Source organism: uncultured Jannaschia sp. (assembly GCF_947494025.1).
In the GTDB taxonomy this organism is placed as follows: domain Bacteria; phylum Pseudomonadota; class Alphaproteobacteria; order Rhodobacterales; family Rhodobacteraceae; genus Jannaschia.
Genome location: NZ_CANLTQ010000001.1, coordinates 402,346 through 429,189, shown reverse-complemented (window position 1 = coordinate 429,189; position 26,844 = coordinate 402,346). Strand labels below are relative to the sequence as shown.

Annotated in this window: 27 protein-coding genes; 12 read left to right on the top strand and 15 right to left on the bottom strand. The window is 71.3% G+C overall.

Features of this window, described 5'->3' with window-relative positions:
• Position 1: 1 nt before the first annotated feature.
• On the bottom strand, positions 2 to 1,141 hold the full coding sequence (locus tag Q1B08_RS02160) for a polysaccharide biosynthesis/export family protein (RefSeq protein WP_299814005.1): 1,140 nt from the start codon (positions 1,139 to 1,141) through the stop codon (positions 2 to 4).
• A gap of 81 nt (positions 1,142 to 1,222) precedes the next feature.
• Positions 1,223 to 2,503 (bottom strand): capsule biosynthesis protein CapA, encoded by a 1,281-nt coding sequence (locus Q1B08_RS02155; protein WP_299814002.1) that lies wholly within the window; start codon positions 2,501 to 2,503, stop codon positions 1,223 to 1,225.
• A gap of 117 nt (positions 2,504 to 2,620) precedes the next feature.
• On the opposite strand from Q1B08_RS02155, the gene Q1B08_RS02150 reads away from it, so the two are divergent.
• On the top strand, positions 2,621 to 3,223 hold the full coding sequence (locus Q1B08_RS02150; RefSeq protein WP_299813999.1) for a riboflavin synthase: 603 nt from the start codon (positions 2,621 to 2,623) through the stop codon (positions 3,221 to 3,223).
• A 218-nt stretch (positions 3,224 to 3,441) separates the two neighbouring features.
• On the opposite strand, the gene Q1B08_RS02145 is transcribed toward Q1B08_RS02150, so the two are convergent.
• Positions 3,442 to 3,846 (bottom strand): NUDIX hydrolase, encoded by a 405-nt coding sequence (locus tag Q1B08_RS02145; protein ID WP_299813996.1) that lies wholly within the window; start codon positions 3,844 to 3,846, stop codon positions 3,442 to 3,444.
• A 75-nt stretch (positions 3,847 to 3,921) separates the two neighbouring features.
• On the opposite strand from Q1B08_RS02145, the gene ribB reads away from it, so the two are divergent.
• From ribB to nusB, 3 genes are all read left to right on the top strand, one after another.
• Positions 3,922 to 5,043, top strand: coding sequence for a 3,4-dihydroxy-2-butanone-4-phosphate synthase (ribB, locus tag Q1B08_RS02140; RefSeq protein WP_299813993.1), 1,122 nt, complete (start codon positions 3,922 to 3,924; stop codon positions 5,041 to 5,043).
• Between the two features lie 4 nt (positions 5,044 to 5,047).
• Entirely contained in the window at positions 5,048 to 5,590 is a 543-nt protein-coding gene (locus tag Q1B08_RS02135) for a 6,7-dimethyl-8-ribityllumazine synthase (RefSeq protein WP_299813990.1), read from the top strand.
• A gap of 82 nt (positions 5,591 to 5,672) precedes the next feature.
• Positions 5,673 to 6,155, top strand: coding sequence for a transcription antitermination factor NusB (gene nusB, locus Q1B08_RS02130; protein ID WP_299813987.1), 483 nt, complete (start codon positions 5,673 to 5,675; stop codon positions 6,153 to 6,155).
• A gap of 45 nt (positions 6,156 to 6,200) precedes the next feature.
• Here the strand turns inward: nusB and Q1B08_RS02125 are convergent, their stop codons facing one another.
• The 5 genes from Q1B08_RS02125 to Q1B08_RS02105 all read right to left on the bottom strand — a co-directional run bounded on the left by Q1B08_RS02125 (position 6,201) and on the right by Q1B08_RS02105 (position 13,416).
• Positions 6,201 to 9,566 carry an efflux RND transporter permease subunit gene (locus Q1B08_RS02125; protein ID WP_299813984.1) on the bottom strand — a complete coding sequence of 1,122 codons (3,366 nt, stop codon included), beginning with the start codon at positions 9,564 to 9,566 and terminating at the stop codon, positions 6,201 to 6,203.
• A gap of 1 nt (position 9,567) precedes the next feature.
• Positions 9,568 to 11,019 carry an HlyD family efflux transporter periplasmic adaptor subunit gene (locus Q1B08_RS02120; RefSeq protein WP_299813981.1) on the bottom strand — a complete coding sequence of 484 codons (1,452 nt, stop codon included), beginning with the start codon at positions 11,017 to 11,019 and terminating at the stop codon, positions 9,568 to 9,570.
• Between the two features lie 103 nt (positions 11,020 to 11,122).
• Positions 11,123 to 11,650 (bottom strand): molybdenum cofactor biosynthesis protein B, encoded by a 528-nt coding sequence (moaB, locus tag Q1B08_RS02115; RefSeq protein ID WP_299813978.1) that lies wholly within the window; start codon positions 11,648 to 11,650, stop codon positions 11,123 to 11,125.
• A gap of 73 nt (positions 11,651 to 11,723) precedes the next feature.
• Positions 11,724 to 12,548 carry a glutathione-dependent disulfide-bond oxidoreductase gene (gene yghU, locus Q1B08_RS02110; RefSeq protein ID WP_299813975.1) on the bottom strand — a complete coding sequence of 275 codons (825 nt, stop codon included), beginning with the start codon at positions 12,546 to 12,548 and terminating at the stop codon, positions 11,724 to 11,726.
• An 82-nt stretch (positions 12,549 to 12,630) separates the two neighbouring features.
• Positions 12,631 to 13,416, bottom strand: a complete 786-nt coding sequence (locus tag Q1B08_RS02105; protein WP_299813972.1) for a uracil-DNA glycosylase — start codon at positions 13,414 to 13,416, stop codon at positions 12,631 to 12,633.
• A gap of 73 nt (positions 13,417 to 13,489) precedes the next feature.
• Between Q1B08_RS02105 and Q1B08_RS02100 the strand changes: the two genes are divergently transcribed.
• Genes Q1B08_RS02100 through Q1B08_RS02080 form a run of 5 tightly spaced genes read left to right on the top strand, consistent with a single transcriptional unit; the run spans position 13,490 to position 17,210 of the window.
• Positions 13,490 to 14,425 (top strand): aspartate carbamoyltransferase catalytic subunit, encoded by a 936-nt coding sequence (locus Q1B08_RS02100; protein ID WP_299813969.1) that lies wholly within the window; start codon positions 13,490 to 13,492, stop codon positions 14,423 to 14,425.
• A gap of 59 nt (positions 14,426 to 14,484) precedes the next feature.
• The gene (locus Q1B08_RS02095; RefSeq protein WP_299813966.1) at positions 14,485 to 15,024 is read left to right on the top strand and encodes a hypothetical protein; all 540 of its coding nucleotides are present in this window, start codon (positions 14,485 to 14,487) and stop codon (positions 15,022 to 15,024) included.
• 47 nt (positions 15,025 to 15,071) lie between these two features.
• Entirely contained in the window at positions 15,072 to 16,343 is a 1,272-nt protein-coding gene (gene pyrC / locus Q1B08_RS02090) for a dihydroorotase (RefSeq protein WP_299813963.1), read from the top strand.
• Complete coding sequence (plsY, locus tag Q1B08_RS02085; protein WP_299813961.1) at positions 16,336 to 16,947, top strand: glycerol-3-phosphate 1-O-acyltransferase PlsY; 612 nt, start codon at positions 16,336 to 16,338, stop codon at positions 16,945 to 16,947. Before pyrC ends, plsY begins: the two co-directional genes overlap by 8 nt.
• The gene (locus tag Q1B08_RS02080) at positions 16,944 to 17,210 is read left to right on the top strand and encodes a hypothetical protein (RefSeq protein WP_299813958.1); all 267 of its coding nucleotides are present in this window, start codon (positions 16,944 to 16,946) and stop codon (positions 17,208 to 17,210) included. Before plsY ends, Q1B08_RS02080 begins: the two co-directional genes overlap by 4 nt.
• A gap of 24 nt (positions 17,211 to 17,234) precedes the next feature.
• Here the strand turns inward: Q1B08_RS02080 and Q1B08_RS02075 are convergent, their stop codons facing one another.
• The 5 genes from Q1B08_RS02075 to Q1B08_RS02055 form a co-directional block, all read right to left on the bottom strand.
• On the bottom strand, positions 17,235 to 17,501 hold the full coding sequence (locus Q1B08_RS02075; protein ID WP_299813956.1) for a glycine zipper domain-containing protein: 267 nt from the start codon (positions 17,499 to 17,501) through the stop codon (positions 17,235 to 17,237).
• A gap of 104 nt (positions 17,502 to 17,605) precedes the next feature.
• On the bottom strand, positions 17,606 to 18,976 hold the full coding sequence (locus tag Q1B08_RS02070) for a glutamate--cysteine ligase (protein ID WP_299813953.1): 1,371 nt from the start codon (positions 18,974 to 18,976) through the stop codon (positions 17,606 to 17,608).
• 28 nt (positions 18,977 to 19,004) lie between these two features.
• A complete protein-coding gene (locus tag Q1B08_RS02065; protein ID WP_299813950.1) occupies positions 19,005 to 19,538 on the bottom strand; it encodes a hypothetical protein in 534 nt (177 codons plus the stop codon).
• Entirely contained in the window at positions 19,535 to 20,350 is an 816-nt protein-coding gene (locus Q1B08_RS02060; RefSeq protein WP_299813947.1) for a GNAT family N-acetyltransferase, read from the bottom strand. The genes Q1B08_RS02065 and Q1B08_RS02060 overlap by 4 nt, the downstream gene beginning before the upstream one ends.
• On the bottom strand, positions 20,347 to 21,096 hold the full coding sequence (locus Q1B08_RS02055) for a 16S rRNA (uracil(1498)-N(3))-methyltransferase (RefSeq protein WP_299813944.1): 750 nt from the start codon (positions 21,094 to 21,096) through the stop codon (positions 20,347 to 20,349). The genes Q1B08_RS02060 and Q1B08_RS02055 overlap by 4 nt, the downstream gene beginning before the upstream one ends.
• Before the next feature lie 11 nt (positions 21,097 to 21,107).
• Here Q1B08_RS02055 and ubiA point away from each other — a divergent pair, with 11 nt between their 5' ends.
• From ubiA to Q1B08_RS02040, 3 genes are read left to right on the top strand one after another with little or no spacing between them, the layout of a single operon-like run.
• Positions 21,108 to 22,049 carry a 4-hydroxybenzoate octaprenyltransferase gene (gene ubiA, locus Q1B08_RS02050; protein WP_299813941.1) on the top strand — a complete coding sequence of 314 codons (942 nt, stop codon included), beginning with the start codon at positions 21,108 to 21,110 and terminating at the stop codon, positions 22,047 to 22,049.
• Between the two features lie 60 nt (positions 22,050 to 22,109).
• Positions 22,110 to 24,095: an OmpA family protein gene (locus Q1B08_RS02045; RefSeq protein WP_299813938.1), complete on the top strand. Its 1,986-nt coding sequence runs from the start codon at positions 22,110 to 22,112 to the stop codon at positions 24,093 to 24,095.
• A complete protein-coding gene (locus Q1B08_RS02040; protein WP_299813935.1) occupies positions 24,092 to 24,394 on the top strand; it encodes a hypothetical protein in 303 nt (100 codons plus the stop codon). Before Q1B08_RS02045 ends, Q1B08_RS02040 begins: the two co-directional genes overlap by 4 nt.
• Before the next feature lie 670 nt (positions 24,395 to 25,064).
• Here Q1B08_RS02040 and Q1B08_RS02035 read toward each other — a convergent pair.
• Entirely contained in the window at positions 25,065 to 25,988 is a 924-nt protein-coding gene (locus Q1B08_RS02035) for a cation diffusion facilitator family transporter (RefSeq protein ID WP_299813932.1), read from the bottom strand.
• Between the two features lie 40 nt (positions 25,989 to 26,028).
• Positions 26,029 to 26,778: a cell cycle transcriptional regulator TrcR gene (locus Q1B08_RS02030; protein WP_299813929.1), complete on the bottom strand. Its 750-nt coding sequence runs from the start codon at positions 26,776 to 26,778 to the stop codon at positions 26,029 to 26,031.
• Positions 26,779 to 26,844 lie beyond the last annotated feature (66 nt).

Sequence of the window (26,844 nt, the reverse complement as noted above, 5' to 3'; positions counted from 1 at the left end):
CTCAGTTGCCGACCGCCCCGACCGTGTTCGCCGCAGAGGTGAGCTGACCCAGCGAACCGAAGATCGCGGCCACCGAGCGGTTCCACCCGACGATGCCGGCCTCGGTCACGTAGACCGTGTCGCCGTCGCGGATCACGAAATCGCGGGCGTCGAACAGGCCCGTGGGCTCGGTCAGGTCGAGGACGTAGACCATGCGCTGCGTACCGATCAGGTCGTCGCGGCCGAGCACGGCGCGGGCGATCGCCTCGGGCTCGTTGCGGAGCACGAAGACGCCGGTCGGGTTGGCGCGCACCGGGTCGAGTCCGCCGACCTGCGCCAGCGCCTCCACCGCCGAGAGCACCTCGGTCTGGAACTCGAGCCGCCTTTGCCCACCCGTCGCGCCGAGAACGGTGTAGGCGCGGGGATCGGCCTCGATGAAGATCGTGTCGCCGTCGCGGAGCGCGATGTCGGCGCCCGGGTTGCGGTAAAGGTCGGCGAGATAGGCCGTCTCCGTCCGCCCGCCGCGCGTCACGCTCACCCGCGCGATGTCGGGGTCGACCTCCACGCCGCCGGCCGCGGCGATCATCGCGGTCAGCGTCTGTGTCGGCCGCTCGATCGGATAGACGCCCTGGCCGACCGCGCCGCCGACGATGCTGATCGTGGCGCCGTTGCCCGCCACGCGCTGCACCACGACCTGCGGGTCGGGCGTCTGCTCGTCGAGGCGGGCGGTGATGATGCGGCGCAGGGCCTCGGGCGTGTTGCCGGCGGCGCGCAGGCGGCCGGCATAGGGCACGAAGATCATGCCCGAGCTGTCGACCTGCACCTCGTTGATGGCCGAGGCGCCGGTCCCCCCGAGCAGACCATCCTGCACGTTCTCGTAGATGACGAGGCCCAGCGTGTCGCCCGGGCGGATCGTGTCGGTGCCGATCGGGCCGGCCGACCGGAAGGCGGCGCCGAAGCCCAGGGCGGGCGTGACGGCGGTGGCGGCGGTCACGCGGGGATTGACGCCGACCACGAAGGCGTCCCCCTCGCGCAGCACGGAGCCCGCGTAGATCTCGCTCTTGCTGGGACCGGATCGGGGAATGGCGTCGCAGGCGCTCACCCCGCCGAGGACCAATAGGAGGGCGACCGCTTTCGCCCCGCTCGATGCCGATCTGCTCACGTGCCTGCCTCGCTGTCCGCTCGAGCCCGTCCGGGGCGCTGGCCCCCCGGTTTTCCGGTCGTCGGCCGCCGCCAAGTTGTCCTAACCGGACACCAATTTCAAGTTCTGCCGCAGCGCGGGGCGACCTGTTGCCAATCGGTCATAGGGGTCGAGCTCGGACAGCATCATGTCGACGACCTGCCGCAGGAGCTGCCGCCGGCCGCGGGCGGAATAGAAGCCGCCCGCGATCTGGCTCGTCTCGAGGAGATAGTGGCGATAGGCCCGGTAGGCGCGGCTGTCGGGGCGGTCGGGATCGGCGAAGAACTCGGCCACGCCCTGACGGCTGAGGAACTCGGGCTTGTCGTAGACCGACCGGCCGAGCGCGAGCACCGGCAGCCCCCGCCAGAGCGCCTGCTGCGCGGCGGTGGAGTTGACGGTCACGGCCGAGCGCGCCTCGTTCAGGAGCCGGGCGAGCTTGCCGCCGCGCAGGTGATGCACCCGACCCTCCAGCCCGTGCCGTGCGACGAGGGCGCGGATCGTGGCGCGGACGGGCGCGCGGTCGTCCTCGAGCGGATGCGCCTTCAGGACGAGGTGGTGATGCGCGGGAGCCCCCCGGGCGAAACCCTCGATCACGACCTCCAGGAACTCCGTCATGGAGCCGAAGGGCGAATGCGCGCGGAAGCTCGCGTCGTGCTCGAGCTGCAGCAGGGCCAGGTGATAGGGAAAGCCGCCCCGGGTGACGCCGCGCGTCGCGAGGCGCCGCTCGATTGCGGCCCAGGGCATCGTCACGAGCCGCGCCAGATGGAGCCGGAACTCCCGGCCGACGCCGATCTGCCGGTGCGACCGATAGGCGCGATAGCGGTGCGGCGTCGCCAGGATCGCCCCGTGGTACAGCATGCCGTAGAAGACGTGGTGGCGCATGTCGCCCCACCGGGCGGGCGCGTCGGGCAGGTCGAGGTCGAGCGGCGCGATGGCGGCCTGCATCGTGCCGACCGGGATCCGCATCAGCCGCGAATTGGCGTTCGCCCCGTCGCGCTCGTAGCTGACCCATCGGGGGCGCAGGTAGCCCTCCTCGAAGACATGCACGCGGAGGCCCCGGTCGCGGGCCAGCCGGATCGCCTCGGCGTGCAGCGGCCGGGTGTCGCCATAGAGCACGATGTCGGTGATGCCTTCGCCGTCGAGAATTGCGGTGCATGCGCCGGGCCAGCGGTCGAGCGGCGCGTCGAAGGGCAGGTAGCGCGTCCGGTCGGTCCAGAACGCCGCGTCGCCCGCGTTGAAGCCCACGCGCCGGACCTCGCAGCCGGCGGCAAGGAGGAGGTGGCCCAGATGCTGGAAGAACGGCCCATGGGGACCTTGCAGGAAGAGGAACCGGCGCTGGGTCATCGTCGCAGCTATCCATGCGACACTACGTAAGGCCAGAAGAAACCGCGCGCCGGGCGGCCCCCTTGCGGCAGATGTGCCACGGGTCTAGCACGAGCCGACCATCGCGGGGGGCCGTCCATGTTCACAGGCATCGTCACCGATATCGGCACCGTCCGCGCGCTCCACCGGCAGGGCGATCTTCGCGTGCGCCTCGGCACCGCCTACGACACGGATGCCCTCGATCTGGGCGCGAGCGTGGCTTGCGACGGCTGCTGCCTGACGGTGGTGGATCGCGGGCACGACGGCTCGGGCGGCTGGTTCGACGTCGATGTCAGCGCGGAAAGCCTGTCCAGGACGGCGCTCGGCGCTTGGGCGGAAGGTAGCCGGGTCAACCTTGAGCGCGCGCTGCGCGTGGGCGACGAGCTTGGCGGGCACATCGTCTCGGGTCATGTCGACGGCACGGCACGGATCGTCTCCATCACGCCGGAGGGCGAATCCAAACGCTTCGTCTTCGAGGCGCCGGCGACGCTCGCGCGGTTCATCGCGCCGAAGGGCTCGGTCGCGCTCAACGGTACGTCGCTCACCGTGAACGAGGTCGAGGGCGCCCGCTTCGGGGTCAACATGATCCCGCACACGCAGAGCGCGACGACCTGGGGAATGTCGGAGGTCGGGGACCTCGTGAATCTCGAGATCGACACGCTCGCCCGCTACGTCGCCCGGCTCGCCGAGATTCCGGCCTGAGGCGCGCCCCCATGACCCGGATTCCTGACGCCGGACACAATTCGCGACGGGATGTCGATGGCTATGCGCGCCATGCGGTGCGCTGGCGCGAGGCGCGAAAGAGTCTGACTCCGGGGACGGGCCGATAGGGGTTGTGCGGATGCGCGCGCGGCGGGCAGGGCGAGGCGTAACCCCAACGCGGGGGTGCGCAGGACTGGCCGGGGCGGCGTGGAGGCGGCTTAACCGTAGAGCCAGCCCAGCACGCGGTCGACATTCGGCGTGAGCGCGAGGGACGCCATCTCGGCGGGCGCGACCCAGCGGGCGTCCAGCGCGTCGTCGGCGGCGACCGGCTCGCCGGACCGCCAGTCGCAAAGAACGGCGGCGAGGAGGTAGTGGTGGTCGATCCGGTCGCCCGTCCGCGCGATCAGGTCGATATTGCCGAGGTATCGGACCGGCTCCGCCACGACCCCCGTTTCCTCCGCAAGCTCGCGCGCCGCCGCGGCGAGTCCGGTCTCGCCCAGCTCCACATGGCCGCCCGGAAAGCCCCAAAGCCCGCGATTGGGGGATTTCGCCCGCGCGACCAGCAGCACCCGCCCGTCCCGCGGCACGACCGCCAGCGCGCCCAGCTTCGGTTGTGACCTCATGCATGCCTCCCCCTGCCTTGGCGCACTGGCACATCCGGCCCCCCGGCGCTACATGCTCCGCGACTGGAGGTGCACATGCCCGACCCGATCCCCTTCGAGATGCCCGGCCCCGTGGAGTCGGATTTCGGCGACGTCATCTCCTCGATCGAGGAGATCATCGAGGATGCGCGCAACGGGCGGATGTACATCCTCGTCGACCACGAGGACCGGGAGAACGAGGGCGACCTCTGCATTCCCGCGCAGATGGCCACGCCCGACGCGATCAACTTCATGGCGACGCATGGGCGCGGGCTGATCTGCCTGACGCTGACGGGCGAGAGGATCGACGCGCTGGGCCTGCCGCTGATGGCGTCGCAGAACTCCTCGCGCCACGAGACCGCGTTCACCGTGTCGATCGAGGCGCGCGATGGCGTCTCGACGGGGATCAGCGCGCATGACCGCGCGCGCACTGTGGCGGTGGCCATCGACGCGTCCAAGGGGGCGGCCGATATCGCGACGCCGGGCCATGTCTTTCCCTTGCGTACCAAGGAGGGCGGCGTGCTGGTCCGCGCGGGCCATACCGAGGCCGCGACCGACATTTCCCGCCTCGCGGGGCTGAACCCGTCGGGCGTGATCTGCGAGGTGATGAACCAGGACGGGACGATGGCGCGCCTGCCCGATCTCGTCGCCTTCGCGCAACGTCACGGGCTCAAGATCGGCACAATCAGCGATCTCATCTCCTACCGGCGGCGTTACGACAACCTCGTCAACCAGACGACGTCGCGGCCGGTGACGAGCCGGATCGGCGGCGAGTGGCTGATGCGCGTCTTCGCCGACGAGACGCAGGGGGCGGAGCATGTCGTTCTGACCAAGGGCGACCTCGCCGCGCCCGAGCCGGTGCTCGTGCGGATGCATGCGATGAACCCGCTGGAGGATGTGCTCGGCATCGGCGACAGCGATCTGGCCGACGCGATGCGGGTGATCGCGGCGGAGGGGCGCGGCGTCGTCGTGCTCTTGCGCGACACCGACATGAAGCTCGATCAGGCCGGCGGGGTCAGCCCGCAGAAGCTGCGGCAATACGGGCTCGGCGCGCAGATCCTCGCCGCGCTGAACATCCATGACATGACGCTTCTGACCAATTCCGCCCAACCCCGGATCGTCGGGCTCGAGGCTTACGGGCTGTCGATCACGGGCACGCGGTCCATTCCGAAGGAGTGACGACATGGCGGGACATTCCGACAACGAGCTGACCCTGCCGACCTTCGAGGAGGTGCCGCACGTCCTGATCGTGATCGCGCCCTATTACGGGGCGATCTCGGCGGCGCAGCTCGCCTCGGCGCGTGCGGTGCTCGACCGGGCGGGCGCCACGCACGAGATCGTGGAGATGCCGGGGTCGCTGGAAATTCCGACGGCGATCGGCATCGCGCACCGGCAGGGGGAATATGACGGCTACGTCGCGCTCGGCTGCGTGATCCGGGGACGGACCTCGCATTACGACGTGGTGGTGGGCGAAAGCGCGCGCGGGATCGCGACGCTGGGCCTCGCAGGGGCCTGCATCGGCAACGGCATCATCACGGTCGAGAACATGGAACAGGCCGAGGAGCGGGCCGATGCCGCGCGTCTCGACACGGCGGGCGCGGCGGCACAGGCGGCGCTGCACCTGATCGCGCTGCAGAAGCGCATGGGCAAGCCCGAGCGCAGCATCGGGTTCCGGCCGGACAGCTTCCTGCACGACGCCGCGAAGAAGGGGCCGACGGTTGCCTGATCCCCGCACCGCGCCGCGAGACCGAGCGCGCCCCGATCCCAACGCGCTTGACCCCGCCGGGCAGCCCACATAGGTCGCGCGAATGGCCGAAATGACCCCCGATGACAGACGCCTTCTCAAGCGCCGGATGAAGTCCGCCGCGCGTCTCTACGCCGTGCAGGCGCTGTTCCAGATGGAGGCGATGGGGCAGAGCGTGGACAAGGTCCGTGTCGAGTTCGAGACGCACCGCTTCGGGATGGTCACCGAGGAGGGCGAATTCGCCGAGGGCGATGTGGACCTGTTCCGCTCGCTGATCGAGCGGGCGGTGACGAGCCAGGCGAAGATCGATCAGGCGACGGATCGCGCGCTGGTCGCGAAGTGGCCGATCGACCGGATCGATCCCACGCTGCGCGCGCTGTTCCGGGCTGCCGGGGCGGAGTTCCTGATCGGCGCGGCGCCGCCGAAGGTGGTCATCAACGAATTCGTCGAGGTGGCCCGCGCCTTCTTCCCGGAAGGCAAGGAAGCCGGGTTCGTGAACGGCGTTCTCGACCACATGGCCCGCGCGGCGCGTCCCGAAGCGTTCTAGGTCTCGCCCATCGGGCGAGGATATTTGCGGAAACGAAGACGGGGCTCAGGTCGGACGGCGGCGGCCCATCGCGATACCGGCGCCGAGCCAGGTCGCGAGAAGCAGGATCGCCGTTCCCGCGAGGAAGACCGCGAAGGCGGTCGCGGGGCCGCCCGCGGGCAGGAGCGGGGCGAGCGGGCGCCACACCGCGCCGGTGACGAGCTGCATCCCCAGCGTCGCGAAGCCCCACAGGAGGATCGCCGTTCCGAGCGCCAGACCCGCGAGCCCCGCCCCGCCTCCGCGCGCCCGGGCGGGCAGACGCAGCAGCCGTCGCAGCGCCGCGGCCATGCGCGACAGGTCGTGACCCATCACGAGGATCGCGGGTACGAGCAGGAGCACCAGCACCATGCCGAAGCCCAGCCCGTAGCTCAGCGTGATGACGGTGGGCCGCAGGAACTGCGCGTCCGACGAGGTCTCGTATAGAAGCGGCGCGAGGCCCAGCACCGTGGTCAGCGTCGTCAACAGGATCGGGCGCAGGCGGTCGCAAACGGCGTCGACGATCGCGGGGACGAGGGCGCGGTCCTTGGCGTATTCGTCCACGGTCGTAACCAGCACGATGGAATCGTTGATGATGATCCCGGTCATCCCGATCAGACCCACCACCGAGAACATCGACAGCGGCACGTCCCAGAACCAGTGCCCCCAGATCGCGCCGATCAGGCCAAAGGGGATCACCGCCATGATCACCCCGGGTCGCGTCCATGAGGAGAAGATCCAGGCCAGCACGAGGTAAATGCCCAGCAAGCAGCCTGCGAGGCCCAGCGTCGCATCGGTCAGGAACTCGCTCTCCTGCTCGGACAGGCCGCTCAGCGCGTAGGTGACGCCGTAATTCGTGGCGATCTGGGGCAGGATGCTTTCGGCGATGCGCTGGCGGATCTCGTTGGCGCGGGCCGCGTCGTCCTGGGTGATATCGCCGGAAACGGTGACCTCCTGGACGCCGTTGCGGCGCGCGATGCTGGCGAAGCCCCGCTGCACGCGCACGGTCACGATGTCCGACAGCGCGACGTCGCCGCCGAGCGGCGAGGGCAGGCGCACCGTGTCGAGGAAGTCGGCCCGGAGTTCGTCCTCCGGCAGCTCAACCCGGATGGCGCCGGTGCGCGGGCCGACAGGGAAGGTCGCGGCCTCGATCCCGGCCAGCCGGTCGCGCAGCGTCGCGCCGAGCGCGCCCACGTCGAAGCCAAGCGCCTCGCCTTGCGGCGTCAGCGTCAGGATCAGCTCGTCCTTGTCGTAGGGCAGCGTGTCCTCGACGGCGGAAACTTCGGGAAACTCCGACACGGCGATCTTTAGCGCTTCGGAGGCCGCCTTGAGCGTCGCCGAATCCGCGCCGGAGAACTCCACCGACAGCGCGTCGCCGCCGGGGCCGGATCGCCAGCTGCGAAAGCTGATCTCCTCCGTCAGGGGCAGCTGTTCGACGCTTTCCTGCAACCGCTCGACGAACTCGAAGGAGGAATAGGGGCGCAGATCCGCCGCGCTGAGCTCAATCGAGATGGCGCCGAGCTGGTCGGGATCCTTGTCGTCGGCCGAGGCGAGCGCCCGGCCCGAATTGCCGCCGATCTCGGCCAGCACGTAGTCGATGGGGTTGGTGCCGTACTCGGCCTCGTAGGCCGCGCCGAGGGCCTCCGTCGCACGCTGCATCTCGCGCATCTGTGCGATCGTGTCGGCACGGGTGGCCCCGTCGACCGTCGCGAAATTGCCGCTGATCGAGCCCTGCTCCGGCGAGTCGAAGAACCGCCACTGCACGTCGCCCCGCAGAAACAGCGCGAGCTGCGTCGCCAGCAGCAGCACGGCCGCCGCCGCGACGGGGTAGCGCGCCAGCAGCAGGAGACGGACGAGCGGGCGGAACAGCCGTTCGCGGAACCGGTCGAGGCCGCGATTCACCAGGCGCGAGGGCAGGTCGTACCAATGCGCGCGCGCCGAATGCCCGAGCGCGCCCGCCATGTGATGCGGCAGGATCAGGAAGCACTCCACGAGCGAGGCGATCAGGACGACGATCACGGTGAAGGGAATGTCGAGGATCAGTTCGCCGAATCGGCCGCCGATCGCCACCAGGCCGAAGAAGGCGATGATTGTTGTCAGCGTGGCCGAGAAGACCGGCGAGAACATCCGATGTGCCGCCCGTTCCGCCGCTTGCGTCGCCGGCTCGCCCAGGTGACGGGCGCGGAAATCGGCATGCTCGCCCACGACGATGGCATCGTCCACGACGATGCCGAGCGTGATGATCAGCGCGAAGAGCGAGATCATGTTGAGCGAGATGCCCGCCGCCCACATCAGCGCGATGGCCGACAGCATCGCCACGGGGATGCCGGCCGCGACCCAGAAGGCGGTGCGGGCGTTGAGGAAGAGGAACAGCAGGGCGACAACGAGGACGAGGCCCAGGATCGCGTTGTCGACGAGCAGCGAGATGCGGCCGGTGATCGCCTCCGTCCGCGTGCGGATGAGCTCGATGTTCGTCCCCTCGGGGGCGTCGAGGAGAAGTTCGGCGGCCACCGCCTCCACCTGCCGCTGCAGGCCGATCGCGTCGCCGTCGGCGGACCGGTCGACGCGCACCGCGATGGCCGGGTCCGGGCCGACGAAATAGGCCCGCTCGCGGTCGACGCCCTCCGACAGGACGCGGGCCACGTCGCCCACGGTCAGTGCCGAACCGGCGGCCTCGCGCCGCAGGACGATCTCCTCGATCTCGTCGGGTTCGCGCCGTGCCTCGCCGGTGCGGACGCGGGCATTGGCGCCGGAGACGTCGCCCGCCGGGTCGGCCTGCGCCTCCCGGCCGATCGCCGCGGCGATCTCGGCCATGGTGAGGTCGTGCCGCAGCAGGTTCGCCGTCGGCACCTCCACCACCACCTCGGGCGCGGCGACGCCGTTGATCGTGGTGCGGGTGACGCCGGCGGCGAACAGGCGGGTGACGAACTGGTCGGCGATCCGCGCGAGCTGATCGACGCCGAGCGGACCGGTCACGATGACATCGGTCACCCGGTCGCGCCAGCGGCCGAGCCGGACCCTCGGATCGTCGAGCCCGTCGGGCAGGCCGGTCACGCCGTCGATCGCCGTCTGCACCTCGTTGGCGGCGGAGAGCACGTCGTGACCCGGCTCGAACTCGAGCTCGATCCAGGCATTGTTCTCGCGCGACACGGCGTTGGTGTCGTTGACGCCTTCCACGCTGCGCAGCGCCGGCTCCAGCACCTGCACGATGCCGCGGTCCACATCCTCGGCCCCCGCGCCGTCCCAGCCGACCAGCACCTCGATGTCGTCGACGATCACGTCCGGAAAGAACTGTGCCCGCATGTTCGGCAGCGCGAAGAGACCCCCGGCCAGCATCAGGACGAGAAGGAGGTTCGCGGCGGTGCGGTGGCGCGTGAAGTAGCCGAGCAGCCCCATCTCAGCCGCCCATTCGCGATTCGATGCGGGCGACCATGTCGGCCGGCACATCCCCGGATTCGAGCTGGCTCAGCATCCGCGCCTTTTCGTCGGTGGGGATGCGGGTATTGGCGTTCAGGTAGGCCACGATCCGCGCGCGCCGCTCGGGGTCGAGCGTGACGGTGCCGGCCGCGTCCTCCGCCGCCACGCCGGGGCGCAGGGGGCGGACGCGGATGCCCACGCCGAGCGCCGCGGTCCGCTCGGCCACCACCTCGAGACCCGCGATGTCGCCCGCGACGAGCACGTCGTCGCCCTGACGGCGCAGGAGCGTGACCGCGCGTGCCTCGAGCCGCTTCCCCTCGCCCAGAACCAGCACGTCGCTTTGCGGCGACAGGGCGGTGGCGGGCAGGCGGATCGCGTCCGCGATCGCGGGTTCCTCCACCTCCACGCGCACGAAGTCGCCGGGCCGGAAGCCGCGGGCGTCGTGGAGGCGGGCAAAGACGGTGCGTCCGGCCCGGCCCTCGCCGACGGCGGCGGCCTCGCGGGTGACGGTGCCCTCGGCGGCAAGTTCCAGCCCCTGCACGTCGAGGACGGCGCGGACCGGCACGCCGATCAGCGCACCTTCCGCATCGAGCAGGCGCGCGTGCTGCGCGGCGGAGACGCGGAACACGACCTCGAGCTCGGACGGGTCGATCAGTGTGGCGACCATCTCGTTCGCGGAGACGAGTCCGCCGGGCAGGATCGAGACATCGGCGAGCTGACCGGCGAAGGACGCCTCCACGGTGCGGTCCCCGAGATCGCGGGCGGCGTTCTCCACGGCGATGCGGGCGCGGTCGATGGCAAGGCGGGCCGAGTCGATCCGCGCCGCCTCGGCGGCGACGGCCCCGCGCGCAGCCAGGATCGCCTGCTCGGCGGCCGACAGAGACAGCTCCGCGGCCTCCACCGCCGCGGTCGCGCCGACGCCGCGGTCGCTCAGGTCGCGCTGCCGTTGCACCGCCTGCGCCTGCAGGTCGCGCTGCGTCTCGGCCCCCGCGAGCTCCGCCTCCGACAGATCGAGCCCGCGCTCGGCGTCGCGCAGCTCGGCCTCGGCCTCGGTCAGATCGGCGCGGGCGACCGACAGCGCCGCCTCCGCCCCGGCGGGGTCGATCCGCATCAGCACCTGCCCGGCCGCGACTGTCCCGCCATCCTCCATTTCGGGGGCGAGCTCGACGATGCGACCGCCTGTCGGCACGCGAAGCTCCAGGACCCGCCTCGCGCGGATTTCGCCGAATGCCGTCAGGACCGGCGCGATCGTCTCCGGCACCGCCTCGACCACGTTGGCGGCGAGGATGCGCTCGCGCGCGGGCAGGGCCTGCCCGTCGCGGGCCCGCCGCTCCTCCAGCGCGGAAAAGGTGATCTGCGCCGCCCAGGCGAGGAGCCCCGCCGTGAGGGCGAGCAGAAAGAGCGCCGTCAGGCTACGTCCAAGGAAGCGCATCGGATCTCCGGCCGGGATGTGGTCGGAAACATAGGGATATCCCGGCCCTTGCCAATCCTCACCTTCGTCGCACGCGTTTCCGTCGCGCGAAAATGAACGCCGGTCACTTCCGTCGCAGATGCTCGTCGAGTCGCGGCATGATCTCGACGAAGTTGCAGGGCGTGTGGCGGTAGTCGAGCTGCGCGGCGAGGATGCCGTCCCACGCGTCCCTGCAGGCCGAGGGAGAGCCGGGCAGCGCGAACAGGTAGGTTCCCTTCGCGACGCCCGCGCAGGCACGGGACTGCACCGCCGAGGTGCCGATCTTTTCCATCGAGATCATCGTGAAGACCGTGCCGAAGGCGTCGATCTCCTTTTCGTAGACGTCGCGATGCGCCTCCACCGTCACGTCGCGCCCGGTGAGCCCGGTCCCGCCCGTCGAAAGGATCACGTCGATCTCCGCGCTCCCGCACCATGCTTCGAGCTGCGCCGCGATCGCCGCGCGGTCGTCCCGCAGGATCGCGCGGGCGGCGAGGGCATGCCCCGCCGCCGTCAAGCGCTCGACGAGCGCGTCGCCGGAACGGTCGTCCTCCGGCGTTCGGGTGTCGCTGACCGTCAGGACGGCGATGCGGCAGGGCAGGAAATCGCGCGCCACGGGCGCCTCCCTCTTTGCTTTCCAAATATCCCGGGGGGCCGAAGGCCGGGGCGGCGCCCCTCCGCCCGGGGCGTCAGTCGAAATCGGCCGGCGAATGCCGCTCCGGCAGCGGGGCCGGATTCTCGCCCTTGAGCCGGTTGACCCGCTGCCCGCGCCGCACGGCCGGCCGCGCGTCGATCCGCTTCGCCCATTCGACGACGTTCTCGTATTCGTGCACGGCAAGGAACCGGTCCGACCCGTCGTAGAGCCGCCCGCCAAGGCAAAGCTGCCCGTACCACGGCCAGATCGCCATGTCGGCGATGGTGTAATCGTCCCCCGCGATCCACTCCTTGTGGGCCAGCTCACGGTTCAGCACGTCGAGCTGCCGCTTGGCTTCCATCGCGTAGCGGTTGATCGGGTATTCCATCTTTTCCGGTGCATAGGCGAAGAAATGCCCGAACCCGCCGCCGAGGAACGGCGCGCTGCCCATCTGCCAGAACAGCCAGGACAGCATCTCCGGCCGGTCGTCGCCCAGAAACGCGCCGTAGCGCTCCGCGAGATGCAGCAGGATCGCCCCGCTTTCGAAGATGCGAACGGGTTCGGGACCGGTCAGGTCGAGGAGCGCCGGGATCTTGGAGTTCGGATTGATCTCCACGAAGCCGGCGCCGAACTGGTCGCCCTCGCCGATATCGATCGGCCAGGCGTCGTATTCCGCGTCGTGCCCGGCCTCGATCAGTTCCTCGAACAGGATCGTGACCTTCTGCCCGTTCGGCGTCGCGAGGCTGTGGAGCTGGTAGGGATGTTCGCCCCGAGGCAGCGCCTTGTCGTGGGTCGGGCCGGCGACGGGGCGGTTGGTGCTGGCGAACTGGCCGCCGTTCTCGGCGTCCCAGATCCAGACGTCGGGGGGTGTGTAGCTCATCGCAGGTCTCCAGGGTCGGTGTCGGCGAAGCACATAGCGCTCCGCCCGCGCCCGCAACCCTGCGTCCGCGCACAGGCGGGGTTCACGGGTCGAGCCGGGCGGCAAGCTCCAGCAGGTCGGCCCAGGCGTCGCGCTTCGCCGTGGGGTTCCGCATCAGGAAGGCGGGGGGCAGCATCGGCAGGGCCGGGCGGCCGAACCCCTCGGTCCAGGTGCCGCGCAGGCGCGTCAGGCCGCGCTGGCCCAGCACCGCGCCGCAGGGCTGGTTGCCCATGAGGACGAGGATCTCGGGGTTCGCCAACTCCACATGGCGGCGCAGGAACGGCAGCATCATCGCCATCTCCTCTGCCTCCGGCGCCCGATCCGAGGGTAGCCGCCACGGCAGCACGCAGGCGAGGTAGGCGCTCGCGGCGCCTTGCGCGGTCCGCGACAGCCCGATCGCCGCGAGCATCCGGTCCAGCAGCTCGCCGCCCGTGCCCGCGAAGGGATGCCCCGCGCGGTCCTCGTCCCGGCCCGGCGCGTCGCCCAGGATCATCACCCGCGCCGACGGGTCGCCCGACGCGAAGACCGTGTTCGCCGCGCCGAGGCGCAGGTCGCAATAGGGATAGCCGAGGATCGCGTCGTGCAGCTCGGCCAGCGTGGCCGCCGCGGCCGCCCGTCGCGCCGCCTCCGCGACGGCATCGGTGCCCGGGGCCGTGTCCGGCGTCGCCGGCGTGTCCGCTTCGGCCGGCGCGGCCGGCGGCGCGGGCGCGGGCTGCCGCTCGGGCAGCGCGAAGCGGTTCACGGGATGCTCGCAGATCGCCTCGTCGCAGCCCATCTCGATCAGCCATTCCAGCGTCGCCTGCGCGGTGAAGGGGTCGATCTCGGGCATGCCCCTGCCTAGCCCGCCGGCCCCGCGACCGGAAGGGCTTGATCGCCGCCCGCCCGCGCCGCATGGAGACGGCATGTCCTTCCGGCACCGCCACCTTCTCGGGATCGAGCCGCTCCGCCCGGCGGAGATCACGGAGCTTCTCGACCTCGCGCAGCACTACGCGGAGGCCACGCGCAGGGGCGACACGCACGGGACCGCGCTGGCGGGGCTTACGCAGGTCAACATGTTTTTCGAGAACTCGACCCGCACGCAGGCGAGCTTCGAGATCGCGGGCAAGCGGCTCGGCGCGGACGTGATGAACATGGCGATGCAGGCCTCGAGCCTGAACAAGGGCGAGACGCTGATCGACACGGCGCTGACGCTGAACGCCATGCGTCCCGACCTCCTTGTCGTGCGGCATCCGCATTCGGGGGCGGCGAACCTTCTGGCCGAAAAGGTGAACTGCGCCGTGCTGAACGCGGGCGACGGGCGGCACGAGCATCCGACGCAGGCGCTTCTCGACGCATTGACGATCCGCCGCGCGAAGGGGCGGCTGCACCGGCTGACCGTCGCGATCTGCGGCGACATCGCCCACAGCCGGGTGGCGCGGTCGAACCTGATCCTGCTCGGCAAGATGGAGAACCGCGTCCGCCTCGTCGGCCCGCCCACGCTGATGCCGGCCGGGGTGGAGGCGCTCGGCGTGGAGGTCACCGACGACATGGCCGAGGGGCTGCGCGACGCCGACGTGGTGATGATGCTGCGCCTCCAGCGGGAGCGGATGGACGGCGCGTTCATCCCGTCGGAGCGGGAATACTTCCACCGTTTCGGCCTCGACGCCGGGAAGCTGCGCCACGCCAGGCCCGACGCCATCGTGATGCATCCCGGCCCGATGAACCGCGGGGTGGAGATCGACGGCACGCTCGCCGACGACATCAACCGCTCCGTCATTCAGGAGCAGGTCGAGATGGGCGTGGCGGTCCGCATGGCGGCGATGGACATCCTGGCACGGAACCTGCGGGCCGGCGCCTAGGGTCGAACCCGCATGCGTCCACCGCGTTGGTTCCGGAACAGCCAGAGCGGAGCCGCCTCATGACCTTCCCCCTCGAGCCCCGCGATCCGCGGATCCACGTCTTCTCGATCAGCGACGGGAGCCTGCGGCTCGCGCACCGGACCTACCTCTCGCCTGTCGAAGAGGCCCCCGGCACCGCGTCCGTGTCCGACGCGCTCGGCGCTCCCGTCGGGGCCGACCATGTCGAGGTCTTCGCCGTCCGCGACGTCGCCCCGATGGGCCTGCGCTCCTATCTCGCGCAGGCGCACGACGTTCCGCCCGCCGCGATGGAAGGGGATGCGGGGCGTCTCGACGCGCTTTCGGGCGATGTTCTCGTCGTCGCGCCGCGCGCGCTGGACGGCCTCGCGGCGCTCGAGCCGCGCCCCGAGCTCACCCATATCGGCAGTTACGCCCCCGCGGAGGCCGACACGACCCCGCGCGACCTGCCGCCGGCCGCGGAACCGCGGCCCGCGGCGGCGCCCGAGGAGACGGTCGCGGGCAAGCCGCTCGACCGGACCCGCATCCTCTGGATCGTGGTGGCGGCGCTCGTGCTCGCAGGGCTGCTCTTCGCCCTTCTCTGAGTCGCGCTCGATTGCGCCGGGGCCGGGCCGACGCTATCGCGGGGGGCATGGACGCCACGCTCTTCGCCGATGCCCGCCTGATCGATCCCGTTTCCGGCACGGAGCGGCGGGGCGACCTGCGGGTCGCGGGCGGGCGCATCGCCGGGCCCGGGCCGGCGGCGGAGCGGATCGATTGCCGCGGTCGCTGCCTCGCGCCGGGCCTCGTCGATATCGGCGTCAAGGTGGGCGAGCCGGGCGAGCGCCACAAGGAAAGCTTCCGCACGGCGGGCGCCGCGGCGGCGCGGGGCGGGGTGACGACCATGGTCGTCCGTCCCGACACGATCCCGGTGATCGACGCGCCCGAGCTTCTGGAGCAGGCCCGGGGCCGCGCCGCCGAATCCCCCGTCCGCGTCCGGCACATGGCCACGCTGACCCGGGGCCGCGCCGGGCGCGAGATGGTCGAGATCGGCTTTCTGCGCGACGCGGGCGCGGTGGCCTTTTCCGACGGCACCCATGTCGTGCGCGATACCCGCATCCTGAGCCGCTGCCTCACCTATGCCCGCTCGCTCGGCGCGCTCGTGATCGGCCATCCGCAGGATCCGGGCCTTTCCGCCGGGGCCGTCATCACCAGCGGCAAGTTCGCGAGCCTTCGGGGTCTGCCCGGCGTCTCGCCCTTGGCCGAGCGCATGGGGGTGGAGCGCGATCTCGCGCTGGCCGGCGCCACCGGGGTCGCCTACCATCTCGATCAGGTGACCTGCGCGGCCGGCCTTCCGGCGCTCCGGCGGGCCAAGGCCGAAGGGCTCGACGTGACGGCGGGCACCTCGATCCACCACCTGACGCTCAACGTGCTCGACGTCGCCGACTACCGGACCTTCTTCAAGGTGGTGCCGCCGCTCCGGGAGGAGGACGACCGCCTCGCCACGGTCGAGGCGCTGGCCGACGGCACGATCGACGTGATCTCCTCCATGCACACGCCGCAGGACGAGGAATCGAAGCGCCTGCCCTTCGAGGAGGCGGCGCCGGGCGCGGTCGGGCTCGAAACGCTGCTGCCCGCCGCGATGCGCCTCGTCCATGGCGGCCATATCGACCTCCCGATCCTCTGGCGGGCGTTGTCGCGCAACCCCGCGCGCCGGCTCGGGCTCGAGGGCGGCACGCTGGAGGTGGGCGCCCCGGCGGACCTCGTTCTCTTCGACCCGGACGCGCCCTTCGTGCTCGACCGCTGGACGCTCGCCTCGAAGTCCAAGAACACGCCCTTCGACGGCGCGCGGATGGAGGGGCGGGTGATCGGCACCTGGGTCGGAGGCGTGCGCGTCTGGGATCGGGACGCGGCCCATGCCTGATTTCGTGACGCCGGTCCCCGCGCTCCTCGCCGTGGCGCTCCTGGCCTATCTCCTCGGCTCGGTGCCGTTCGGGATCGTGATGGCGCGGCTGTTCCGGCTGGGCGACCTGCGGCAGGTCGGATCCGGCAATATCGGCGCGACCAACGTGCTCAGGACCGGCAACAAGCTGGCGGCGCTTCTGACGCTTCTGGGCGATTCCGGGAAGGGTGCCTTCGCCGCGCTCCTCGCCGGGGCGCTGCTCGGGGGCGACGCGGCGCAGGTGGCGGGGCTTGCCGCGTTCCTTGGCCATGCCTGGCCGGTCTGGCTGCGCTTCCGGGGCGGCAAGGCCGTGGCGACCTTCCTCGGCACGGCGCTGGCGCTCTCCTTCCCGCTCGGCCTCGCGATCTGCGCGTCGTGGCTCGCCGGGGCCTTCGCGACCCGTATCTCCTCCATGGGGGCGATCGTCGCGGCCCTGTCGGCGCCGCTCTGGGCGTGGTGGCTCCACCCGGAGGCGGTGGCGCTGATGGCGTTCTTCGCGGCGCTGATCGTCGTCTTCCACCGCCACAACATCCGGCGCATCCGGGCGGGGGAAGAGCCGCGGATCGGCGCCTCGAAGCGGACGTGACGCAGGCGGCGGAGGCGGCGGCCGCGCTGGAGGCGCTGCCGCTCGGCACGTTCCGGGGGCGCTCCGGCGGCAAGGACTGGCTCGTCAGCCGCACGCTCCATGCCGGCGGCGCGTCGGAAAAGCTGGTGGCCCACGCCCTCGACGGGTCGGACTACGTGAGCCTCAACCTCTACCGGCTCGACGCGGGGCCGCGCCTGCGCCCCTGCGAGATGTCGGCCGCCAAGGTCGTCGCCTTCTTGCTGAACCTCGTGCCCGCCCCCTGAGGGGGCGGGCCGGTCCGCTCCGTCTCAGCGGCAGGTGGCGTAGAAGCGCGAGCCGTCGGGGCGCTCGTAAAGGCAGGAGCCGGGCTGGTTGCGGTCGCGCCCGACATAGTTGCCCGCCGCCGCGCCGATGGCGCCGCCGACCAGTGCGCCGGTCGCGCGGTCGTCGTCGCCCGACACCGCGACGCCGGTTGCCGCGCCGAGGGCCGCGCCGGTCAGCGCGCCCTGGTTCGGCTGCTGGCAACCGGCAAGCGCCGCGGCAAGCGGCAGCGCGATGAGAAACGTACGGATCATGGGATGACCTCCTTTGCAATGTCCGATTCTGCGTTGGACATAGCAGAGGCCCGCCTCGAAGCCGAACGAGATGCGCGGCGCGTTTCAGGCATCCGGCCGCCCGCTCAGTAGCTGCGCTCCGCGTAGATCCGCGACAGGTCTCCCGCCCAGGGGCCGTGATAGTCGTCGAGCAGCTCGTCCGCCGGCGCCTTGCCGGTCTCGACCGATTCCTTCAGAGCGTTGAGGAAATGCGTCTCGTCGGGGACGAGACCGCCGGCGCCGGGCCGCGCGCGGGCTTTCAGCCCCGCCTCGGAGATGGCCACCAGCTCACGGGCGAGATCGTGCATCCGCACGCCGCCCGCCTCCGCCTGCAGCCCGTCGACACTCGCCGCGACGCGCAGGGCAAGGCGTGTCTCCTGGTCCCAGCCCTTCGCCAGTTCCCAGGCCGCGTCGAGCGAGGCGTCGTCGTAGAGAAGCCCGACCCAGAAGGCCGGCAGGGCGCAGAGCCGACGCCACGGACCCCCGTCGGCGCCGCGCATCTCCATGTATTTCTTGATCCGCGCCTCGGGGAACAGCGTCGTGAGGTGGTCCGCCCAATCCGCCATGGTCGGCTTCTCGCCGGGCAGGGCCGGCAACTCGCCGCGCATGAAGTCCCGGAAGGACTGGCCGAGCGCGTCGATATAGGTGCCGTCGCGGTAGACGAAGTACATCGGCGTATCGAGCGCGTAGTCCGTCCAGCGCTCGAAGCCGAACCCGTCCTCGAAGACGAAGGCGGGGATGCCGGTCCGGTCGGGGTCGAGGTCGCGCCAGACCCGGGCGCGCCAGGACTTGTGGCCGTTGGGGCGACCCTCGAAGAACGGCGAGTTCGCGAACAGCGCCGTCGCCACCGATTGCAGCGCCATCGCCACGCGCAGCTTCTTGACCATATCGGCCTCGGAGCCGAAGTCGATATTGACCTGCACGGTGCAGGTCCGGCGCATCATCACCCGCCCCATCGTGCCCACGCGGCCCATATAATCGTCCATGAGCTTGTAGCGGCCCTTGGGCATCAGGGGCATGTCCTCGTGCGTCCATTCCGGCGCCGCGCCGAGCCCGATGAACCGCGCGCCGATCGTGTCGGCGACGGCCTGCACCTCGCTGAGGTGATCGTTCACCTCGTCGCAGGTCTGGTGGATCGTCTCGAGCGGCGCGCCGGACAGTTCGAGCTGCCCGCCGGGTTCGAGCGAGACGTTGGCCCCGTCCTTCTCCAGCCCGATGAGGTGGCCATTCTCCTCGACGGGCGACCAGCCGAACCGGTCGCGCAGGCCCGCGAGCATGGCGTGGATGGAGCGGGGGCCGTCATAGGGAAGCGGCGCATGGGTGTCCTCGGCATAGCCGAACTTCTCGTGCTCGGTGCCGATCCGCCACTGGTCGCGGGGCTTGCAGCCCGACGCCAGATAGGCCGTCAGGTCGTCATGGGACTCGATCGGCCCGCCGCCGGTCTGTGGAATGGACATCGCAGGCCTCCGGTTCGTTCCGCGACCGTCACCTGCTGCCCGGCCCGGTCCAAGTCAAGGCGCGGGGCGCGTTCCGCTGCCAGACCTTGGTCGTATTCGCGCCCCGGCCGCGCACGGCCCGGATCATCGCGCCGGTATCGAAGCCGGGCAGCGGAGCGAGCGCATCGAGCAGGACCTCGGCGTTCGCCGCGCCCTCCGGGATCACCAGCGTCGGGCCGTCCTCCTGCTCGAGCCGCCAGAACGCCTCCCCCGTCGCCGTGCGTCGGAATGTCACCGCGGACAGCGCATCGAGGTCGACCGACCCGCCGAGCATCGGGCCGAGATAGGTGATCCGCCCTTCGTCCACCTCCACGAGCCCCGGTGCCGCGCCCGCCGACCAAAACCGGGCACGGCGGATGCCGGAAAGCACGAGAATGGCGCCGACCGCGACGAGGACGCCGCCGAACAGTGCGAGGAGGCCGAAATTGGTCAGCCACAGCCAGAGGCCGAGCGCGAGCGCCGCCGCACCCGCCAGCGTCTCGCGCCAGCGGGCGAACGCGGCGGCGGCCTCGGGGCGGATCACGGCGCCGCCGAGGGCGGTCGGAGGACGAGCGCGTAATCGCCGATCCGCGCGAAGCCGAGCCCGCGGTAGCAGGCTGCTGCCGCCTCCGACGCCGCGAAGAGCGTCGCCTGTCCCACGCCCGCCGCCCGGGCCTCCGCGAGATGCAGCGCGACCGCGCGGCGGGCCAGACCGCGCCGGCGCCGCTCCGGCGGGACATAGACGCCGCCGACCTGCACGATGTCCGGCAGGCGGGCGTTGAACCCGGTCATCGCCACCGGAACGCCCGCCATCAGCAGGAACCGATGGCTGTCGGCACGGAGCCAGCCGTCGACATCCGCCGCCGCCCGCGCCTCCGCGTCCGGACCGAGCCCCAGCTCCTGGTTGTAATCCTGCCGCCATGCGATGGCGCGGTCCCGGTCGCGCGACAGGGGCGCGAGCGTGCCGTCCCCGTCCGGGATGCGCAGCGCGGCGAGGTCGAGTTGGAATTGCGGCTCGTCGGCATCGTGCCCGGCTGCCGGTCCCTCGAGGCCCAGCGCGCGCATCAGCGGCCGGACCACGCCGCTCGGGCCGGCGAAGCCGGTGATCGACCGGCCGCGCAGCACCGTGGCGGCGGCCTCCGGGTCGGTGTCGAAGGGAAGGACCATGCCGCGATTCGTCAGGCCGAGCACCGCGCGCCGGGGCGGCGCGGCGTCGCCCCAGAAGGCGGTGGCGTTCGGATGCGCGCTTCCGTCCGGGTGATCGCGCAGATTGGAAAGCGCGAACATCGCCGCCGTGGGGCGGGTCCGCAGCAGCGCCTCGATCGCCGGCCTGTCCGCCGCGCCGAGCGGGATCACGTCCAGTCCCCCCGCGCCGCCTGCCACAGCGTCAGCGCCGCCACGGCGGCGGTGTCGGCGCGCAGGATGCGGGGGCCGAGCGCGATGGCGGTGGCTCGCGGATGGGCGCGGAGGCGGGCGCGTTCGTCCGGCGAGAACCCGCCCTCCGGCCCGATCAGGATCGCGGCGGGGGCCGGGGGCAGCGCACCGCCCTGTTGCGTGTCGCCCGCCCAGACGGGGTCCTCCGACAGCGCCTCGTCGCAGAAGACGAGCGCGCGGTCCCCGGGCCAATCGTCGAGGAGGCGGGCGAGCGGCGCGATCTCGGCGACCTCCGGCACGTAGGTCCCGCCGCATTGCTCCGCCGCCTCGACCGCATGGGCCTGAAGCCGGTCGCGACGGATGCGCTCGGAATTGGTGTGATCGGTCGCGACCGGCAGGATGCGCGCGGCGCCGAGCTCGCACGCCTTCTCCACGATGAAATCGGTCCGCGCCTTCTTGATCGGCGCGAACAGGAGCCAGAGATCGGGCGGGTTCCGTTGCGGCGCGACCTGCGCCTCGACCGTGAGCGTGCCGCCGCGCTTCGAGGCCGCCTCGATCCGCGCGCGCCACGCGCCGGAGGTGCCGTCGAACACCGTCAGCGTGTCGCCCGGCGACAGCCGCATCACGCCCGAAAGGTAATGCGCCTGGTCCCGCGTCAGCCCGGCCGGTTGTCCCGGCGCGAGCGGACCGGCTATGTGCAACCGCACGCGACTGTCCCTGCCGTCCATGAGGCCCCCCGATGCAGACGTCCCCCGATCAAGGGCAGGTGGCCGATGCCGTCAAGGGCAACTGGGTCGACCGGCGGGCGCCCGCGGCCTGGCGACCCTATCTCAGGCTGTCGCGCGCGGACCGGCCGATCGGGACGTGGCTCCTGCTCATCCCGTGCTGGTGGGGGCTCACGCTGGCGGTGGCGGCGACGGGGTTCCGCTGGTTCGACCTCTGGATCGCCGGGGGCTGCGCGCTGGGGGCGTTCCTGATGCGCGGCGCAGGCTGCACCTGGAACGACGTCACCGACCGCGACATCGACGCGCGCGTGGCGCGGACACGGTCGCGACCGATCCCCTCGGGGCAGGTCCCGCTCCGCCGGGCGCTCCTGTGGCTCGCGGCGCAATCGCTGGCGGCCCTCGCGATCCTTCTCACCTTCGACCCGGCGGCCATCGCGCTGGGCGTCCTGTCGCTCCTGCCGGTCGCGATCTATCCGTTCGCCAAGCGCTTCACCTGGTGGCCGCAGGTCTTTCTCGGGATCGCGTTCAATTGGGGCGCGCTTCTGGTCTGGGCGGCGCATGCGGGCGCGCTCGGCTGGCCGCCGGTCCTTCTTTATCTGGGCGGGATCGCGTGGACGCTCTTCTACGACACGATCTACGCCTATCAGGACGTCGAGGACGACGCGCTGATCGGGGTGAAGTCGACGGCGCGGCGCTTCGGCGACAGGCCCGGCCCCTGGCTCGCGGCCTTCGCGGTGGCGACGGTTCTGCTTCTCGCGGCGGCCGTGCTCGCCGCGCTGCCTGCGGCGGGCGCGGCCATCGCGCTGCCGGGGGTCGCCCTGATGGGCGCGCATCTGGCGCGGCAGGCGCGGCGGCTCGACATCGCGGATTCGGCGAACTGCCTGCGGGTGTTCCGGTCGAACCGCGCGGCGGGCCTCCTCCTCCTGCCGTTTTTCGCTGCCGCCGCCCTCGTCTGATTGCTCCCGGGCCGGCGTCTGGTTAATCAGGCGCCGCCGTACCAGACATGCCGGGGTCCCATGATCCGTAAACGCACGATCGTCACGTTCGTCGCCTTCACCTTCGCCGTCGCGGCTTCCGCAGGCGGCGCGCTGGTCGCGGCGGATTACCTGGAGGACAGCTCACGCGCGGCCGCCGCCGCCGCGCTCGGAGCCGAAGGGCTCGACTGGGTCGAGGTGGAGACGGACGGGCTGCAGCTCGTGCTCCGCGGCACCGCGCCCGACGAGCCGGCCCGCTTCCGCGCGATCACCGCGGCCGGTGCCGTGGTCGATGCGTCGCGCGTGATCGACCAGATGCAGGTCGCGCCGGCGCGTCCGGTCACGCCGCCACGCTTCTCGCTGGAGATCCTGCGCAACGACACCGGCGTGTCGCTTATCGGTCTCGTCCCGGCGGAGGGTGGGCCGGAGGCGATCGACGATCTGCTCGCGGAGGTCGGCGGCGACGCGCTCGAGGTCACCAACATGGTGGAGACGGCCGATCATCCCGTCCCCGACGACTGGACCGCGACGCTGCGCTTCGCGATGGCCGCGATCGAGGAGATGCCGCGCGCCAAGATTTCGGTCGAACCGGGCCGCGTCACCGTGACGGCGGTGGCCGACAGCGACGCGGCGAAGCGGGCGCTGGAGGGGAAGCTGGAGGCCACGACCCCCGAGGGGGTCGCGCTGACCCTCGACATCGCCGCGCCGCGCCCGGTTATCGCGCCGTTCACGCTGCGCTACGTCATGCCGGCGACGGGCCTGCGCCGTCTGACCGCCTGCGCCGTCGACAGCGCCGAGGCGGAAGCGCGCATCGTCGCGGCGCTGCGCGCGACCGGGTTCGAGGGCAAGACGGATTGCGTCATGGGGCTGGGCGTGCCCTCGGCGAACTGGGGGGAAGCCGCGGCCCTCGGGATCGAGGCGCTGGACCGTCTGGGCGGCGGCTCGCTCACGCTGTCGGACGCGGATGTCTCCCTGGTGACGGAGGAGGGGGTCGCCCCCGATCTCTTCGACACGGTCGCCTCCGAGCTCGAAACGGCGCTGCCGGAGCTCTTCGTGCTTTCCGCCGTCCGGCCCGAGCCGGCGGATGCGGATGGCACGGATGACGCCGAACCCGCCCCCGAATTCGTCGCCACGCTCGCGCCGGAAGGGCAGGTGGAACTTCGCGGGCGGCTCTACGACGAGGCGCAGAAGGCCGCGGTGGTAAGCTATGGGCGCGGCCTTTTCGGCGTGGCGAACACCTACGTCGCCACGCGCGCGGACAGCGATCTGCCGGAGGGCTGGCCCGCCCGTGTCCTGGCCGGAATGGAGGGGCTCTCCCGTCTTGCCAGCGGGACGGCGGTGGTGCAGCCCGATCTGGTCGTGCTGCGCGGCGTCACCGGCAATGCCGAAGCCGAGGCGGAGATCGCGGGCCTGTTGTCCGACAAGCTGGGCGCGGAGGCCGATTACCGGATCGAGGTCACCTACGACGAGGAGCTCGATCCGCTCCTCAACATTCCGACGCCCGAGGAATGCGAGACCCGGCTGAATGCGATCCTGACCGAGCAGAAGCTGACCTTCGCCCCGGGCGAGCCGGTGATCGAGGCGGCCGGCGAGGGGCAGATCGGGCGGCTGGCCGACCAGCTCGACACCTGCAAGCGTGCCTATTTCGAGATCGGTGGCCATACCGACAGTCAGGGCCGCGAGGTCATGAACCTCGAGCTGAGCCAGGCGCGGGCGGAAGCGGTGCGCAACGCCCTCGTCTCCCGGGGCGTGTCGCCCCGGCAGCTTGTGGCCGAAGGCTACGGCGAGACGCAGCCCATCGCCGACAACGGCACCGAGGCGGGGCGCGAGGCGAACCGGCGCATCACGTTCACCCTGCTCGGGCGTCGCGAGCAGGAAGACTGGGCCGCCAGCCCGCGGATCACGGCACCGCAGGCGGGCGAACGCCTCGACGACGCGGCGGTCGAGGCGGCGACGCCCGCCACGCCCGAGGCGGCCGCCGACGCGGCGACGCAGCCGGAGGACGGGACCGAAGGGCGGACGGAATGAATCGCACCGAGTTCGTCGTCGCGATCGCGCTCGTCCTTTTCGTCGCCTTCGTCCTGGGCTGGTTCGCCTCCTGGCTCGTTCACCGGTTCAGCCGGGTGACGGTGTCCGATGTGGCCGAGCTGGAGGGGATGGCGAAGGCGCTGCACGACGCCGAGGAGCAGCGCGACGAGGCGATCGCCTACCTGCATCTGCGCGAACAGGAATTGCTGCGCAAGCTGTCCAGCACCGAGGCGGAGCTGCGCGCGGCGATGGAAGGCCTGCGCGAGGCGCGCCGGGAGGCATCGCAGCTGCGCGGCTAGATCGCGCCGCCGAACGCCGGCGTCGTCGGTCCGGGTCGAGGATCAGCCGGGCGGGCATCGTGAGGGTGAGGCCCGCGCAGGGCGGGCCGTCGAGCGTGACCTCCCGCCATCCGCCCGCGGCGCCTGCCCTCGCCCGGCCGCGCGGGCCCAGCGGATCGATCTTCCGCGACGTTCACGTAATTCGCGGTCTCTGCCTTCGAGGAGGCAGCCTAGAGCGGTTCGAACGTCGTGATATTCCCGCCGGGAAGCAGGGCATTCAGGCAGGGAGCGAGCGCGCTCCGGATCGCGATGGAGATGCCGCCGGAGAGGAACGCGGCAGCCGCGAGAAGCTCGTGACATACCATCTTGCGGTCTCGCGCCGGCTTGCCGGCGCGGCGTCGCAATCGCGGTCAAGAGCCGCGCGCAGAAAGGTCCGGATCGCGTCCCCGCGATCCGCGTATTGTCCCGCCGGCACGAGGCCGTCGATCCTCGACAGGGTCTCGGGGCCGATGGCGGTCGAAAGGCCGGGCGTTCGGAGAACCCGGGCAACGGGTTACGAACATGCTGCCAGCCAGCGCCGGTCGCGGCGGGGCCGGACGCCTATGGCCAAGGGCGGATGCGCCGCGAAATCAAACCTCACGCGATGCCGCCACGCCGCCCGGCAGGGCCCGTCGGCGGGAACGACGCATGCCTAATCGCCTTGGGGCGTCGGCCCGATCAGGACCACGTCGCGCTGATCCGCGTCCTTCGCCTTGTGCTCCGGCTCGACATGGATGGTGACGCTGGCATTCGGGCGCGACTGGTGCAGCCTCGTCTCGATCCGGTCGCAGATCGCGTGCGCCGCGTCGACGCGCATGTCGCCCGGCACGATCAGGTGGAAATCGATGAAGGTGACGCGTCCGTCGCTGCGGGTGCGCAGGTCGTGCGCCTGCACCGCGCCGCCGCCGACCTCGGCGATCTTCGCGCGGATGGCCGCCTGATCCTCGGGCGGCAGGGCCGCGTCGAGCAGGCCGGGCAGCGTCGCGCGGATCACGATCCAGCCGGACCAGAGCACGTTGATCGCCACGGCGACGGCAAGGAGGGGATCGAGCAACCAGACACCGGAAAGGCCGGCCAGGACGATGCCGAGCGCGACGCCGAAGGAGGTGAGGACGTCGGCCATCAGGTGCTGGCCGTCCGCGACGAGCGCCGCCGAGTTCGCCGCCCGCCCGCCGAACAGGAGGATGCGGGCCCAGACAAGGTTGATGAGCGTGGCCGCCCCGTTGACCGCGAGGCCGGGCCAGGGCGCTTCGAGTGCGCGCTCCGTACCCGAGATCAGAACGCCCCCCGCCTCCCGCAGGATCAGGAGGGCGGCGAAGACGATCAAGGCGCCTTCGAGCACGGCGGCGAGGTATTCCGCCTTCTGGTGGCCCCAGGGATGGCTGCGGTCGGCCGGGCGGGCCGCGACGCGGATCGCGGCGAAGGCCGCGCCCGCGGTGACGAGGTTCACGATGCTCTCGAGCGCGTCGGAGAACAGCGCGACCGAGCCCGTCATCCGCCAGGCGACGGTCTTGAGGATCAGGACGAGGACGCCCACGAATAGGCTTCCCGTGGCGAGTCGGGCGGGGGACATCATGCCGGCGTGCCCGACACCGCGATGTTCCGCCCGTCTGGCGTCAATCCTTGTCCTCGTCCTGCTCCCCCTCGGGGATGTTGAAGAAGCTGTCGGCGTCGCGGATGTCGCGCTTGTCGGTTTCCTCCTCGTCGTCCGAGAGGCTGAAGGTCTCCAGCCCGGAGATGTTGGAGGGGATGCGCGGCTCGTCGTCGGCCTCCGCGCCGAGGCTTTGCGCGGTGGAGACGAGCTTGCGGCGCTCGTCGTCGGACATCACCTCGCCCTCGGCCAGTCTCTTCTGCGCGGCCTTCTGGACCACGGTGTCGAGCTCGCTCTGCTTGCACAGGCCGAGCGCGACCGGGTCGATCGGCTGGATGTTCTGGATGTTCCAGTGCGTGCGCTCGCGGATCGACTGGATCGTCGGCTTCGTCGTGCCGATGAGCTTGGAGATCTGCGCGTCGGTCAGCTCCGGGTGGAACTTCACGAGCCACAAGATCGAGGCGGGCCGGTCCTGCCGCTTCGACAGCGGCGTGTAGCGCGGCCCGCGGCGCTTCTCCTCGCCCTGCGCGGCGGCGTTGAACTTCAGACGCAGCTTGTGGCCCGGATTCTTCTCGGCGGTCGCGATCTCCTCGGCGGTGAGCTGGTTGTTGGCGACCGGGTCGAAGCCCTTCACGCCGACGGCCACGTCGCCATCGGCGATGCCCTGCACCTCGAGCTCGTGGAGATCGCAGAAATCGCCGATCTGCTGGAAGCTGAGCGTGGTATTGTCGACGAGCCAGACGGCGGTGGCCTTGGCCATGATGGGTTTGTTCATCGGATCGCATCCTTCAGACATGACTATCGCGTCGCCCGGATCAGGGGCTGCGGCTCTGCCGCGTGT

What these genes read in the sequence shown, in the direction of transcription:
- Q1B08_RS02040 (WP_299813935.1), top strand. Translation starts at nt 24,092, where the DNA reads ATGAATCGCACCGAGTTCGTCGTCGCGATCGCGCTCGTCCTTTTCGTC.
- Q1B08_RS02105 (WP_299813972.1), bottom strand. Translation starts at nt 13,416, where the DNA reads ATGCCCGAGATCGACCCCTTCACCGCGCAGGCGACGCTGGAATGGCTG.
- Q1B08_RS02135 (WP_299813990.1), top strand. Translation starts at nt 5,048, where the DNA reads ATGGCGGGACATTCCGACAACGAGCTGACCCTGCCGACCTTCGAGGAG.
- Q1B08_RS02120 (WP_299813981.1), bottom strand. Translation starts at nt 11,019, where the DNA reads ATGCGCTTCCTTGGACGTAGCCTGACGGCGCTCTTTCTGCTCGCCCTC.
- Q1B08_RS02070 (WP_299813953.1), bottom strand. Translation starts at nt 18,976, where the DNA reads ATGTCCATTCCACAGACCGGCGGCGGGCCGATCGAGTCCCATGACGAC.
- Q1B08_RS02155 (WP_299814002.1), bottom strand. Translation starts at nt 2,503, where the DNA reads ATGACCCAGCGCCGGTTCCTCTTCCTGCAAGGTCCCCATGGGCCGTTC.
- plsY (WP_299813961.1), top strand. Translation starts at nt 16,336, where the DNA reads ATGCCTGATTTCGTGACGCCGGTCCCCGCGCTCCTCGCCGTGGCGCTC.
- ubiA (WP_299813941.1), top strand. Translation starts at nt 21,108, where the DNA reads ATGCAGACGTCCCCCGATCAAGGGCAGGTGGCCGATGCCGTCAAGGGC.
- yghU (WP_299813975.1), bottom strand. Translation starts at nt 12,548, where the DNA reads ATGAGCTACACACCCCCCGACGTCTGGATCTGGGACGCCGAGAACGGC.
- Q1B08_RS02100 (WP_299813969.1), top strand. Translation starts at nt 13,490, where the DNA reads ATGTCCTTCCGGCACCGCCACCTTCTCGGGATCGAGCCGCTCCGCCCG.
- ribB (WP_299813993.1), top strand. Translation starts at nt 3,922, where the DNA reads ATGCCCGACCCGATCCCCTTCGAGATGCCCGGCCCCGTGGAGTCGGAT.
- Q1B08_RS02035 (WP_299813932.1), bottom strand. Translation starts at nt 25,988, where the DNA reads ATGATGTCCCCCGCCCGACTCGCCACGGGAAGCCTATTCGTGGGCGTC.
- Q1B08_RS02145 (WP_299813996.1), bottom strand. Translation starts at nt 3,846, where the DNA reads ATGAGGTCACAACCGAAGCTGGGCGCGCTGGCGGTCGTGCCGCGGGAC.
- Q1B08_RS02125 (WP_299813984.1), bottom strand. Translation starts at nt 9,566, where the DNA reads ATGGGGCTGCTCGGCTACTTCACGCGCCACCGCACCGCCGCGAACCTC.
- Q1B08_RS02055 (WP_299813944.1), bottom strand. Translation starts at nt 21,096, where the DNA reads ATGGACGGCAGGGACAGTCGCGTGCGGTTGCACATAGCCGGTCCGCTC.
- Q1B08_RS02075 (WP_299813956.1), bottom strand. Translation starts at nt 17,501, where the DNA reads ATGATCCGTACGTTTCTCATCGCGCTGCCGCTTGCCGCGGCGCTTGCC.
- Q1B08_RS02045 (WP_299813938.1), top strand. Translation starts at nt 22,110, where the DNA reads ATGATCCGTAAACGCACGATCGTCACGTTCGTCGCCTTCACCTTCGCC.
- Q1B08_RS02150 (WP_299813999.1), top strand. Translation starts at nt 2,621, where the DNA reads ATGTTCACAGGCATCGTCACCGATATCGGCACCGTCCGCGCGCTCCAC.
- nusB (WP_299813987.1), top strand. Translation starts at nt 5,673, where the DNA reads ATGGCCGAAATGACCCCCGATGACAGACGCCTTCTCAAGCGCCGGATG.
- pyrC (WP_299813963.1), top strand. Translation starts at nt 15,072, where the DNA reads ATGGACGCCACGCTCTTCGCCGATGCCCGCCTGATCGATCCCGTTTCC.
- Q1B08_RS02030 (WP_299813929.1), bottom strand. Translation starts at nt 26,778, where the DNA reads ATGAACAAACCCATCATGGCCAAGGCCACCGCCGTCTGGCTCGTCGAC.
- Q1B08_RS02095 (WP_299813966.1), top strand. Translation starts at nt 14,485, where the DNA reads ATGACCTTCCCCCTCGAGCCCCGCGATCCGCGGATCCACGTCTTCTCG.